The organism is Rhizobium mongolense subsp. loessense (assembly GCF_900099775.1).
GTDB classification, from domain to species: domain Bacteria; phylum Pseudomonadota; class Alphaproteobacteria; order Rhizobiales; family Rhizobiaceae; genus Rhizobium; species Rhizobium loessense.
The window spans coordinates 142,279-155,274 of the sequence record NZ_FMTM01000009.1; the positions used below are offsets into that span (position 1 = coordinate 142,279).

Below are 12,996 nucleotides of genomic sequence, written 5' to 3' on the forward strand. Positions count from 1 at the left end.
TCGCTTCCTCTGCTGAAGGGAAGAGGCGATGTCTATCGGGAGCGGCTCATTGCGATCAGGAAAAACGGCCACCGGCGAGAGCTGTCAGCAGACCTGCCACGGAAAAAGGATGGTTCTTCCCACCCAATCGGCCGCGATCAATATGAGTGCACCGTAGAGGGCGGATGCGAAAATTTCGTCGGCCGTGGATCTCGATGAGACAAAGGAAAATGGCGCGAAGGGCAACGACACCGAGTCCCAGCGAGCGCGACAAGGTTTCGCCAAGCGGCAAGACGGCGAGCCAGTGGGTCGTCAAAGGCGCGAAGGATAGAGGAAGGATCGCGACAGCGCCTGCTGCCAGCGTACGGCCTTCGATGGCGAAGCTGACGCCTTGAAGAGAGAGCATGGACTTTGGTGCCCGCCTCGGAGCCTTTCGCTTTAGCGGCAGTTGCCGCTTTCTTATCAACATGCAATGTCATGCGAGCGCCTATTGGCTCTCGTAAAAAAATATGAGAATGCGGTTCATGTTTCGTATCAATGCGCGCGTATCGTCAACGCCGCCGCTTAAGTCCACTCCATTAAAGGTCGAAATGCTCCGCCGTTTCTTTTCCTATTACAGGCCCTATCGCGGCCTCTTCGCACTGGATTTCAGCTGCGCGATCATCTCCGGCCTGCTCGAGCTCGGCTTTCCGATGGCTGTGAAGCTGTTCGTCGATCGGCTTCTGATCGGCCAGGACTGGCTGCTCATTTTATTGGCATGTGCCGGTCTTCTGGTGGTTTATGCAATCAACACCGGCCTGATGGCGATCGTCACCTATTGGGGTCACATGCTCGGCATCAACATCGAGACCGACATGCGCCGCGCGGCCTTCGATCATCTTCAGAAGCTCTCCTTCAGCTATTACGACAATCAGAAGACCGGCCATCTGGTCGGCCGTCTAACGAAGGATCTCGAAGAGATCGGCGAGGTTGCCCATCACGGTCCGGAGGATCTCTTCATTGCGGTGATGACTTTTGCCGGCGCGCTCATCTTGATGCTGACTGTCAATTGGCAACTCGCGCTCATCACCGCCATCATCGTGCCGCTGACGGCATGGGTGACCAGTCGTTACGGAACCCGGATGACGAGGAATTCGCGGGCGCTCTTCGGGCGCGTCGGCGATTTCAACGCCCGGATCGAAGAGAGTGTCGGCGGTGTCAGGGTCGTGCAGGCCTTCGGCAACGAGGACCATGAACGGGCTCTCTTCGAAAATGACAATCAAAGCTACCGAAAGACGAAACTCGAAGCCTACCGCATTATGGCTGCCAGCACGTCGTTGAGTTACATGAGCATGCGGCTGACGCAGATGATCGTGATGATCGCCGGCAGCTATTTCGTTCTGGCAGGCGAGCTGACGGCCGGTGGTTTCATTGGTTTCCTGCTTCTCGTCGGCGTTTTCTTCCGGCCCGTCGAGAAGATCAACTCGGTTATCGAGACCTACCCGAAAGGCATTGCCGGTTTCCGGCGGTTTACCGAACTGATCGACACAGAACCCGATATCGAGGATGCGGCCAACGCGATCGAAGTCGATCATTTGAAGGGCGAAATCGCCTATCGCGACGTGTCTTTCGCCTATAGCAGCGGAAAGCCGGCGCTTAAGCATGTCAATCTGACGATCAGGGCAGGTGAGACGGTTGCATTCGTCGGCCCCTCTGGTGCGGGAAAGACGACGATATGCTCGCTGCTGCCACGTTTTTATGAAGTCGGCGACGGCGCAATCTCGGTGGACGGCATCGACATCCGCCATATGAAACTCGCCTCGCTCAGACGTCAGATCGGCGTCGTGCAGCAGGATGTCTTCCTGTTCGCAGGAACGATTCGCGAAAACATCGCCTATGGAAGGCTGGACGCTGGCGAAACCGATATCGTCGAGGCGGCCATGCGCGCCAAGCTTGACGACATGATCGCCTCGCTACCAAACGGGCTGGATACGATGATCGGCGAACGCGGCGTCAAATTGTCGGGTGGCCAGAAACAGCGCCTGGCCATTGCCCGCATGTTCTTGAAGAACCCGCCGATCCTCATCCTTGACGAGGCGACGTCGGCGCTCGACACAGAGACCGAACGTCAGATACAGCAATCGCTGGCCAAGCTTGCCGAAGGCAGGACGACGCTGATTATCGCGCACCGGCTGGCAACAATACGCGACGCGGACCGGATCGTTGTCGTCGACGGCTCACGTGTCGTGGAAGAGGGTTCGCATGTCGAGTTGCTGCAGCGGCGCGGCCATTACAGGCGCCTATACGATGCCCAGCTTGCCACCAGTTCTTGACCACAGCCATGAGGCGGTTGCCGTCTCGACAGTCGTGGCGAAGCAAATTATCTATAAAAAATGACCGATCACAGTGACGAGACAATTGCCGCGCGGATAAGCCGCGTACTTGCTGACCGGATCGTGACAGGACAGCTCGCACCCGGCTCCAAACTCAAGCAGGATCATATCGCCGAAGAATTTGGCTCCAGTCATGTACCGGTGCGCGAGGCGCTCCGGCGGCTGGAGGCGCAGGGGCTTGCAATCAGCGAGCCAAGGCGAGGCGTCCGCGTTGCGTCATTCGATCTTGCAGAAGTGCAGGAAGTAGCGCGCATGCGCGCTGCGCTTGAAGTTCTGGCGCTTCGCCATGCTGCTCCCCACCTGACGCCGTCCATCCTCGATCAGGCCGAGCGCGCCACCGTTGAGGGCGACCATGCCGTTGATGTTCGCGGTTGGGAAGCTGCAAACAGGCGCTTTCACCGGCTGGTACTTTCGCCTTGCGGGATGCCGCGCCTCTTGGCGGCAATCGATGATCTGCACGCTGCGAGCGCGCGGTTTCTTTTCGCGACGTGGAACTCGGGCTGGATGACACCCAAGGACCGCGATCATCGAGCGATCCTCGGTTTTCTTCGCGAGGGAGAAACCGAACACGCGGCCACTGTCCTGGAACGGCACGTCCAATGGATCGGCAGACGGCCGGCAAGAAGCGGCGGTGCAGCTGACGCCGAGCGTTTCGCGATCGTCGGCTGAGCGGCCGTTTTCCCACCGCTGCAATCTGTCGCTGGCGGAAAATTCGCCTCTGCACTTGCCTTATGTTGCGCTGCATTATTATAGATAAAACTGGAACATATCTATATAGCAACGCATCCATAAGGGAGGACCTGGTTCGATGCAGGCTGAAACGGCTGATTTGAATGGTGCGCACGAGATTGCAGAGCCGCTTTCCACTCGGCATCGGGCTGACGAAGCAGAAATTATCTATAATTTGCCGTTCAACGATCTCCTTTTTCGCGCTCACAGCGTTCATCGCGAAAACTTTGATCCGAACGCCGTGCAGATGAGCCGTCTGCTGTCCATCAAGACCGGCGGCTGTGCCGAGGACTGCGGCTATTGCAGCCAGTCAGCCCATTATCCGACCGGGCTCAAGGCCTCGAAGCTGATGGAGGTCGAGCGTGTCCTTGCCGAAGCGCGCAAGGCAAAGGAGGGCGGCGCGACCCGCTATTGCATGGGCGCGGCATGGCGCAGCCCGAAGGATCGCGACATGGATGCGATCGCTGCCATGGTTAAGGGCGTCAAGGCGCTGGGCATGGAAACCTGCATGACGCTCGGCATGCTGACGCCGGCGCAGAGCGCTGCGCTCGCGCAAGCGGGGCTTGACTATTACAACCACAATATCGACACCTCCGAACGCTTCTACGGCGAGATCATAACCACGCGGACATTTGCCGACCGTTTGGAGACATTGTCGAATGTTCGTGACGCCGGCATCAAGGTCTGTGCCGGCGGCATCCTCGGGATGGGAGAGACGGCCGCCGACCGCATCGCGATGCTGGTGACGCTTGCCAATCTGGCCGTGCCTCCAGAGAGCGTGCCGATCAACATGCTGATCCCGATCCCGGGTTCGAAGCTTGCCAATGTTGAACCCGTCGATCCGATCGAGTTCGTGCGAACGATCGCTCTGGCTCGCATTTTGATGCCAGCCTCGCACCTGCGGCTTTCGGCGGGACGCTCCGACATGAGCGATGAGATGCAGGCCCTCTGTTTCTTCGCCGGTGCCAATTCCATCTTCGTCGGCGATACTCTTTTGACAGCCGACAATCCAGGGGAGGACGATGACAGCGCATTGTTTCGCCGCCTCGGTCTAAAGCCGATGGAGCTGGACGGCGGGGAGACGGCCCCATGAGGTTTGCGGGCCTTGTCCGCTACGAGCGGACACTGGCCGGCCTTAAGCGGAAGGGCCGCGCCCGGGCGCTGATCGGCCAGAGGGGTATCGATTTCACGTCGAACGACTATCTGGGGCTTGCTCAATCGGAGCGCCTGAAGAACGCGATTGCCGAAGCGATCGGCCGCGGCGTTGCGATCGGGGCAGGGGGGTCGAGGCTGCTGCGGGGCAATCATGCCGAGCACGAAGCGCTCGAGGAGCAGGCAGCCGCATATTTCGGAACCGAAAGGGCCGTCTATTTCGGCAGCGGCTACGCAGCCAACGTCGCTGTCTTTTCGACCCTTCCGCAGCGCGAGGACATCATCGTCCACGATGCCCTGATCCACGCAAGCGCGCATGAGGGGATCGCGGCGAGCAAGGCACGGGCGATGTCGGTCGCCCACAACGATGTTGCCGCCTTCGATGAGGCGATCAGGAGATGGCGCCGGTCAGGCGGCACTGGCCGGGCGTGGATTGCCGTCGAGAGCCTCTATTCCATGGACGGCGATCGCGCACCGCTTGCTCAACTTGCAATCATTGCGAATGCGCATGATGCCTTCCTGGTCGTGGACGAAGCGCATGCAACCGGTGTCTTCGGACCCGGAGGGCGCGGTTTTTCGGCAGGTCTGGAAGCGCACGACAACCTCATCGTCCTTCACACCTGCGGCAAGGCGCTCGGTGTTGCCGGAGCGCTGCTTTCTGCAAGCGCTGTCATTTGCGACTACCTCGTCAACCGCGCCCGCGGTTTCATCTATTCGACGGCACCCTCGCCGTTGATGGCGGCTGCTGTTGGCGAAGCGTTGCGTATCCTCGAGGACGAGCCGCAGCGGCGCGCGGAGCTCGACAAGCTGCGGGCCTTTGCAAACTCCGCACTTGCCGCTGCCACCGGTGCCAAAGGCAGCGGATCCCAGATCCTGCCGGTCATGATCGGCGACAATGCGCGCGCCGTTGCGATTGCCGCGCAGATGCGCGACCAAGGCTTCGACATCAGGGCAATCCGTCCGCCGACCGTGCCGGAGGGGACAGCGCGGCTGAGAATCGCAATCACGCTTAACGTGGATTCCAGCATGATTTCCAGCATGTTCGAGCAACTTGCCGCCGTCCTGGCGGGGAAGGAGCGGTCATGACGGAGGCTTGCGTGGTCACCGGGACGGATACCGGTATCGGCAAGACGTGGTTCGCCGCTGCCCTGACGCAGGCATTGGATGGCTATTACTGGAAGCCGGTGCAGGCGGGTCTTGAGGAAGAGACAGACAGCCAAGCTGTCGCACGGCTGGGCGGCATTTCTCCGTCACGGATCATTCCGGAGGCTTACAGGCTGAAGACACCAGCATCTCCCCATCTCTCGGCCAGGCTCGATTGCGTGTCGGTTGAGCCCGAGAAACTGATCCTTCCTGAAACCGACCACCCTCTGGTCGTTGAAGGGGCCGGCGGCCTTTTGGTGCCGCTTACCGAGCGGCTGTTGTTCGCGGATGTCTTTGCCCGTTGGCAGGTCCCTGTCATTTTGTGCGCGAGGACCACACTTGGAACGATCAATCATACGCTGCTGTCGCTAGAGGCGCTGAAGCACCGTGCCATGCCGATCCTCGGTGTTGCTTTCATCGGTGACGAGAACGCCGAAACGCAGCGGGTCATCGCCGAGATCGGAGGTATTCGGTCGCTTGGCCGCCTGCCGTGGTTGACTGGTCCAACGCCCAAGACACTGCGGGAGGCTTTCGCCGAAAACATCGATATTGGACGCATCAAGGCAGCTCTGGCATGACGCATTCTCGTGTATGGCATCCCTTCACCCAGCACGCGCTCGAACCGCGCATGAAGCCGATCGTTGAGACGGCAGGCGCCTACCTTATCGATGAGGACGGCAATCATGTTCTTGACGCGATCTCATCGTGGTGGGTGATCACCCATGGCCATCGGCACCCTGCCATCATGAGCGCAATTGGTGCTGCCGCCGGACGTTATGACCAGCTCATCTTCGCCGAATATACGCATGCGCCGGCCGAAGAGCTGGCTGAAGGGCTGATCGCCGTTGCACCGCCAGGGCTTGCCCATGTCTTTTATTCCGACAGCGGATCGACCGCAGTCGAGGTCGCACTGAAGATGGCGCTCGGTTTTTTCCATAACAAAGGCGAGCGGCGCAATCGCATCGTCGTCATGGAACATGCCTATCACGGCGATACGATCGGCACGATGTCGGCCGGTGAGCGCGGCGTGTTCAATGCCGCCTACGAACCGCTGCTCTTTGCCGTCGACCGACTGCCTTTCCCAGAGGCCGGCCGCGAGCAGGAAACTCTCGATGCCCTCGAAAGCTACTGCCGGTCGGGCGAAGTCGCAGCTCTTCTCATCGAGCCGCTCGTCCTCGGGGCGGGCGGCATGAAGATCTATGCGCCGTCGCTCCTTGCGAGCCTCAAGGAGGTTGCCGAGCGTTGCGGGACGCTTCTCATTGCCGATGAAGTGATGACTGGTTGGGGGCGCACCGGAACGCTCTTTGGCTGTGAGCAGGCAGCGATCACCCCGGACATCCTCTGTACGTCGAAAGGCCTGACGGGAGGTGCTCTACCGCTGGCTGCAACGCTGTGCACGGCGGAAATCTTCGACGCGCACCTCTCCACTGACCGCCGCAGAACCTTCTTTCATTCGAGTTCCTACACGGCCAATCCGATTGCCTGCGCAGCAGCGGTTGCCAATCTTTCCGTCTGGCGGGATGAGCCGGTGCAGGCACGGCTCAAGGCCCTCGCGGAAGCGCATCGAGCGCATCTGACCCGCTTTTCGAACGACGTCCGTTTCCGCAATGTTCGGCAAATCGGAACGATCGCGGCTCTCGATCTCGATGTCGTGGCGGGTGGATACCTGGCACAGGTCGGGCCGAGGCTGCGCGCATTCTTCCGGGAGCGCCACCTGCTCATCCGGCCGCTCGGCAATGTCATCTACCTGATGCCGCCCTATTGCATAACGGTGAAGGAGCTCGATCGCGCCTATGAAGCGATTGAAGAAGCCGCCTTTCACTTCAGGGTATCGGCATGACCGCGGCGAGGGCTTCACGGCTGGCGGGCTTCGGGCACAGCGTGCCGGCGCGACGGGTCGAAAACGGCGAGATTGAGCGGGCGCTTGGGCTCGAACCCGGCTGGATCGAACGCCGTACAGGCATTCGTGCCAGGCACTGGGCGGAAGAGGGCGACACTTTGAGCGGGCTTGCGGCCCGCGCCGGGGCCATGGCCCTTAGCGATGCCGCCATCGACCGGGCCGAAATCGCCTTGACGCTGCTTGCAACCTCGACCCCCGACCATTTGCTGCCGCCGTCAGCGCCCTTGCTTGCCCATCGCCTCGGTCTTGCAAATTCCGGAGCAATCGATCTTGCGGGCGCCTGTTCGGGCTTTCTTTACGCGCTGACACTTGCCGACGGCTTTGTTCGAAGCCAAGCAAGACCGGTACTCGTCATTGCCGCAAACATCTTAAGCCGGCGGATCAACCCGGCCGAACGCGCCAGCTCGGTTCTGTTTGCCGACGCAGCCGGTGCGGTCGTGCTTTCGCCATCGGTCGAGCCCCGCACCGGTCTCCTCGGCGTCGATCTCACCTCCGATGGAAGCGGTTACGACCTGATCTCGATCGCTGCCGGGGGCAGCAACCGCCCGTTTGCGCCGGGGATGAGGGCCGAGGACTTTCTTATGACGATGCGCGACGGACGTGAGGTGTTTTCGCGTGCCGTCGAGATGATGACGGCTTCTTCGCTGCGGGCGCTCGAGCGCGCCGGCATGATCACGGCGAATATCAGCCGGTTCGTGCCGCACCAGGCCAATACGCGGATCTTCAGCGCCGTGGGCGAGAAGCTGGGTATCTCGGACGTCAAAACCGTCAGCACAATTGCCGACTACGGCAATTCATCTGCCGCGACCATTGCCCTGTCCTTGTCGATTGCCAGGGACAAACGGCCGTTTGCATCGGGCGAGGCGGTGCTTTTAACGGCTGCGGGTGCCGGATTGACCGGTGGTGCCTTGGTTTTGGGATTTTGACAGGTTTGCTCGGGTCACCGGTTGGCAGGGCTGCGGCCGTAAAGCAGCAGCATGGCGATGATGACTACGCCGTAGATGATCTGCCGTCCTGCCTCCGGCATCTGCATGACCGAGAGGATCGACTGCAGGAGGGTGATTAAGATCACGCCGGCGACCGTGCCGAGGTAAGAACCCCTGCCGCCGAGAATGGATGTTCCGCCGAGGACGACGGCGGCGATCGAGGGCAAAAGATAGGCGTCGCCCATCGATTGGGCTGCCTTCGACGCATAGCCGGCAAGCAGGACGCCGCCAAAGGCACTGAGGGCACCGGAGGCGATGAAGGCGATCAGGACGATCCGGCGGGTGTTGATGCCGGAAAGATAGGCCGCGCTCTCGCGGTTGCCAATGCCGTAGACGGAGCGGCCGAAAGTGGTGCGTGTGAGGGCAAAGACGGTGCTCGCACCGATCACGGCCCAGATGAGCACGGCATTGGGTATGCCGGGGAGAAGAAAGCCGGTTGCCAGGTAACGCATGGCAAATGTAGCCGAATCCTGTGGCGAGAAACCACCGGTATAAAGAACCATCAACCCCTGCGCGACGGCGTTGGTCGCAAGCGTGATGATCATCGAGGGAATGCGCAGATAAGCGACGCCGATCCCGTTGGCGAGGCCGATCGCCATGCCGCAGACAATTCCGAACGGAATAGCAAGCATCTCGCCTGCAGGACCATATGCGGCCGCAGCACAAGCCATCATTCCGCCAACGGCGACCGACCAGGGAACGGAAAGATCGATCTGGCCGAGCAGGATGACGATCATCATGCCGGTGGCAATGACGCCAAGGAAGGATGCCACTTTCAACTGCTGCAGGAGATATTCGGGCGACAGGAAACTCGTCGAATAAAAACTGCCGATGATCAGCAAAAGGATGATGCAGCCGAAGGCCGTCGCGATCGCCGGATCGAGCCGCCGCACGATTTTAGGCAGAGAGCGCACCGGCTCTTCTCGCGTTGCGTTGCTCATCCGAACCACTCCAGGCGATTGCGGACGCGGAACAATCCGAAGGCTCCGAGGCTGACGGCGACGAGCAGCACCACACCCTGGAACAGAGGCTGCCATAGCGGATCGAAATCGAAGACGAAAAGCAGGTCGCCGATGGTGCGGAAAGCGAGCGCTCCGAATATCGCACCGATCGCGCTGCCCTTGCCGCCAAAAAGGGATACGCCGCCGAGGACGACCGAGGCGATGGAAAAAAGCGTGTAGGCATTGCCGCTCGCAAGGGCTGCCTCGCCCGTGAAAGTGAAGAATGTGAGAAACAGACCGCCGATCGAGGCAAGAAGACCGGCCAGGGCATAGGCAGTAAACTTGGCGCGGCGGATCGGTAGTCCGGACATATAGGCTGCGGTTTCCGAGGAGCCGGATGCATAAGCTGTCCGTCCGATGATCGAGCGGCTGAACGGCACCCAAATGATGACGACGATGGCAGCTAGGGCAACCAGGCTGGCGGGGACGGTGCCGAATATCTTTCCGGTCATGATATCTGCCAGTTCCTCATTGACCGAGCCGCCGGGAAAGGGCCGCAGCAGCAAGGCGATCCCGAAGAAGACCGCGCCCGTCGCGATGGTGGCGACAATCGGCTGCAATCTCCCATAAATGACGATCAGGCCGTTCAATGCCCCGCAGAAAAGACCGGTGGCCAGAACGGCGATCACGCCGAAGGCCGTTTCGATCGCCGTTCCCAGAACGATCCAGGAAGCCAGCGCATTGGTAAGGATGAAGATCATGCCGACGGATAGGTCGATGCCCGCCGTGATCACGACCAGCGTCTGCGCCATCGCGACGAAGGCAAGCAGAACACCCTTGTTGGCGGCGGTCTGCACGACATTGGCCGTTAAGCCGGCCGGATGATTGGAGACATAGATGGCAAACATGACGAGGAAAATACCGGCGGCCATCAGCGTGCTGCGCCGTTCGTTCAACCGGTAACGCCATTCCTTCATGCCGCGCTCTCCGCCTTCTTGCCCTCGACATTGAGCGCGCTTGCGACCAAAGCATGCTGTGTAATGCCGTCGTCCCTCAGTTCGCGCACGATGCTGCCGTTATAAACGACGAGAACGCGATCGCAGCAGCCGATCAGTTCATCGTAATCCGTCGAATAAAAAAGGATGGCCGCGCCTGCCTCGGCAAGCCGCCGCAGCAACTGGTAAATTTCCTGCTTGGTGCCGACATCGATGCCGCGTGTGGGGTCGTTGAGCAGCACGATCCGGGGCCGCCGCATCAGCCACTTGGCGATGACGACTTTTTGCTGATTGCCGCCAGAAAGCGCGCCGACCGGAATGTCGAGGCCTGCCGTCTTGATCGCCAGCAACTGCACCATCTCGTCGATCAGCTGTTCTTCCTTTTGCCGGTCTATGACCCCACCCTTGGATACCCGGTCCAGCACCGCGAAGGAGAGATTTTCCCGCACCGTCATCGGCAGCATCAATCCTTCGGTCTTGCGGTCCTCGGGGATCAGAGCCATGCCTATATGCTTTGAGCGTGCCACTGCCGGACTGGTGATTGCGACGGGCTTGCCATCGACAAGGACGGAGCCGGTGGTGCCGCGAAGCACGCCGAAAAGGGCAAGCAGCATTTCGCGCTGTCCTTGCCCGTCCAGACCGCCAAGGCCGACCACCTCGCCTCTGCCGACGGTAAGAGAAATGTCGCGCAGGCTGCCCCCCCAGCTGAGGTTGCGGCACTCAAGAGGGGGAGGAGCCGTATCGGCTGCCGCTCGCGCCGGCTTCGGCGGGAAGGCGCTGGAATATTCACGGCCGATCATCATTTCGACGATCTCGCTGCCGCTGCGCGTTCCGGCAGCAAAGCTCATGACATTGCGGCCATTGCGCAAAACCGTGCATTCATCGGCCAGTTCGGCGATCTCCTGCATGCGGTGTGAAATGTAAAGCAGCGCCAGGCCCTCGGATCGCAGTCGCCTCAGGACGGAAAAAACCTTGGCGACATCAGCCGCCGTCAGCGCTGACGTTCCTTCGTCGAGAATAAGAATGCGCGGCTTCCATGCGAGCGCCTTGGCGATCTCGACCAGTTGCCGACGCGACAAAGACAAATCCTTGATCAGCGCCCGCGGATGGATGTCTTCGGCGCCGGCCCGGGCCAGCATCTCCTCTGCGATCGCACGCTGGGCCTTGCGATTGATCAGGCCGAAATGGCGCGGCGGCGCGGCGATGCAGATGTTGTCGGCAACGCTCAGGTCGGGAATGAGCGAAAGCTCCTGGAACACGCAGGTGACCCCGGCAGCGGAGGCTTCGGCGGGGGACCTGAAGCTGACCGGGCGTCCGTTCAGCAACATTTGGCCTTCATCGGGCGCGACGACACCTGCCATGATCTTGATAAGGGTCGATTTTCCGGCGCCATTCTCGCCGAGAATGGCGTGAATCCGCCCGGGTCTTACGGCAAGTTCGGCATTTTCCAGTGCGTGAACGCCGCCATAACGCTTCGAGACACCGCTCATCTGGAAGAGGGGCGTTGCCGCCGGTATTTCTGATGTGATCATAAGGCTCCTCGAAACCGGTTTTTCTGGCGCGCCGCGGATACCCGCGACGCGCCGTTCAAGCGAGCGGCTTGGACCCGGTCTACTGGTTTTCCTTCGACTGCCCCATGATCTCCTGCGCGGTGAAGTTGATGCCGCAGGTCGGGAAGGCATTGCCGACGAAGAAGTTGTCGGATTGATCGGGGTAAAAGTCCTGGCCTTCCTTGAAGTTTGGATCTTCAACGATTGCCAGCGGCAGCTTGATGGATTGCGGCACGACCTGTCCTTCCAGCGCAGCGATCGCCGTCTTGATGGCAACCGCGACCTGTGCCGGTCCCGTACCGGCCGACGAGCATTTCAGGCCCTCGGCGGCGTGCTTGGCGCAGAACTTGCGAAAGCCGTTTTCCGTCTCTCCCCCGAAAGGCACAAACGGATGTCCGGCATCGATCATCGCCTGTACGACGCCGGTATCGCCGCCCTGCGCGGTGATGCCGTCAAATTTCTTGTGTACGGCAATTGCGTCAGCGGTCGCCTTTTGTGCTGTCGGATCGTCCCATTTTCCGAGCACTTCGACGACATCCCATTTCTTGCCGGTCGCAGCGAAGGTTTCGTGAATGCCGTTGTGACGGTCGGTATCGACCGAGGTGCCGGCAACGCCGCGCACTTCGAGAACCTTGCCGCCGTCAGGCAGGTGCTTTGCCAGCCAGTTTGCCCACAATACGCCGAGGCCCTTCTGGTCGACGTTGACGTTGATTGCGTCTTCGGTGTCGAGGATGTTGTCGAAGGCGACCAGGACGACGCCGGCCTGCTTGGCGCGCTTGATGACCGGTCCGAATGCCGTCGGGTTCTGCGCATTGACGACGATGGCGTCATAGCCTGAATCGATGAAGTTGTTGATTGCCGAAATCTGGGCAGGCACGTCCTCGCCAGTCGAAACGACCTTGAACTCCTTCAGTTTGGAGGCGACATCCGGCTGGGCGGCATAGGCTTTCGCCGTCTGGATCATCTGGATGCGCCAGGTATTGGCGATATAGCCGTTGGCGAGCGCTATGCGGTAGGGGCCGTCCTTCTTTGGAAACTTGAAGAACTTGGTTTCTGCCGTCCACGGCACGAAGCAGTCAGCTTCGGCCGCAGGCCCGCTGACGATTTCCGGCTCGGCAAGGGCCGTGGAGTGGCAAAGCGTGAATGCAGCCGCGGCCAGGATGCCGCCGACCAATGTCTTGTACATCGAATCCTCCCATTTGTTGCCGTGCTTGGACTGGCATCGAATGGGTGTCGGCATCATCGACGG

At 60.6% G+C, this 12,996-nt stretch carries 12 protein-coding genes; 7 read left to right on the forward strand and 5 right to left on the reverse strand.

Annotation, left to right across the window (positions count from 1 at the left end; genetic code table 11):
* Positions 1 to 55: 55 nt before the first annotated feature.
* Positions 56 to 385, reverse strand: coding sequence for a hypothetical protein (locus tag BLP23_RS25295; RefSeq protein WP_092587481.1), 330 nt, complete (start codon positions 383 to 385; stop codon positions 56 to 58).
* Between the two features lie 184 nt (positions 386 to 569).
* Here BLP23_RS25295 and BLP23_RS25300 point away from each other — a divergent pair, with 184 nt between their 5' ends.
* From BLP23_RS25300 to BLP23_RS25330, 7 genes are all read left to right on the forward strand, one after another.
* Positions 570 to 2,291, forward strand: coding sequence for an ABC transporter ATP-binding protein (locus BLP23_RS25300; protein ID WP_092587574.1), 1,722 nt, complete (start codon positions 570 to 572; stop codon positions 2,289 to 2,291).
* 60 nt (positions 2,292 to 2,351) lie between these two features.
* Positions 2,352 to 3,020, forward strand: coding sequence for a GntR family transcriptional regulator (locus BLP23_RS25305; protein WP_092587482.1), 669 nt, complete (start codon positions 2,352 to 2,354; stop codon positions 3,018 to 3,020).
* A 160-nt stretch (positions 3,021 to 3,180) separates the two neighbouring features.
* A complete protein-coding gene (gene bioB / locus BLP23_RS25310; RefSeq protein WP_233426814.1) occupies positions 3,181 to 4,173 on the forward strand; it encodes a biotin synthase BioB in 993 nt (330 codons plus the stop codon).
* Positions 4,170 to 5,318: an 8-amino-7-oxononanoate synthase gene (locus BLP23_RS25315; RefSeq protein ID WP_092587484.1), complete on the forward strand. Its 1,149-nt coding sequence runs from the start codon at positions 4,170 to 4,172 to the stop codon at positions 5,316 to 5,318. The genes bioB and BLP23_RS25315 overlap by 4 nt, the downstream gene beginning before the upstream one ends.
* Positions 5,315 to 5,953: a dethiobiotin synthase gene (bioD, locus tag BLP23_RS25320; RefSeq protein WP_092587485.1), complete on the forward strand. Its 639-nt coding sequence runs from the start codon at positions 5,315 to 5,317 to the stop codon at positions 5,951 to 5,953. Before BLP23_RS25315 ends, bioD begins: the two co-directional genes overlap by 4 nt.
* Positions 5,950 to 7,215, forward strand: coding sequence for an adenosylmethionine--8-amino-7-oxononanoate transaminase (locus BLP23_RS25325; RefSeq protein WP_092587486.1), 1,266 nt, complete (start codon positions 5,950 to 5,952; stop codon positions 7,213 to 7,215). The genes bioD and BLP23_RS25325 overlap by 4 nt, the downstream gene beginning before the upstream one ends.
* Positions 7,212 to 8,201, forward strand: coding sequence for a beta-ketoacyl-ACP synthase III (locus tag BLP23_RS25330; RefSeq protein ID WP_092587487.1), 990 nt, complete (start codon positions 7,212 to 7,214; stop codon positions 8,199 to 8,201). Before BLP23_RS25325 ends, BLP23_RS25330 begins: the two co-directional genes overlap by 4 nt.
* Positions 8,202 to 8,215: 14 nt before the next feature.
* On the opposite strand, the gene BLP23_RS25335 is transcribed toward BLP23_RS25330, so the two are convergent.
* From BLP23_RS25335 to BLP23_RS25350, 4 genes are all read right to left on the reverse strand, one after another.
* A complete protein-coding gene (locus BLP23_RS25335; protein ID WP_092587488.1) occupies positions 8,216 to 9,202 on the reverse strand; it encodes an ABC transporter permease in 987 nt (328 codons plus the stop codon).
* Entirely contained in the window at positions 9,199 to 10,179 is a 981-nt protein-coding gene (locus tag BLP23_RS25340; RefSeq protein WP_092587489.1) for an ABC transporter permease, read from the reverse strand. The genes BLP23_RS25335 and BLP23_RS25340 overlap by 4 nt, the downstream gene beginning before the upstream one ends.
* On the reverse strand, positions 10,176 to 11,729 hold the full coding sequence (locus BLP23_RS25345; protein ID WP_092587490.1) for a sugar ABC transporter ATP-binding protein: 1,554 nt from the start codon (positions 11,727 to 11,729) through the stop codon (positions 10,176 to 10,178). The genes BLP23_RS25340 and BLP23_RS25345 overlap by 4 nt, the downstream gene beginning before the upstream one ends.
* 79 nt (positions 11,730 to 11,808) lie before the next feature.
* Complete coding sequence (locus BLP23_RS25350; protein ID WP_092587491.1) at positions 11,809 to 12,933, reverse strand: sugar ABC transporter substrate-binding protein; 1,125 nt, start codon at positions 12,931 to 12,933, stop codon at positions 11,809 to 11,811.
* Between the last annotated feature and the right edge of the window lie 63 nt (positions 12,934 to 12,996).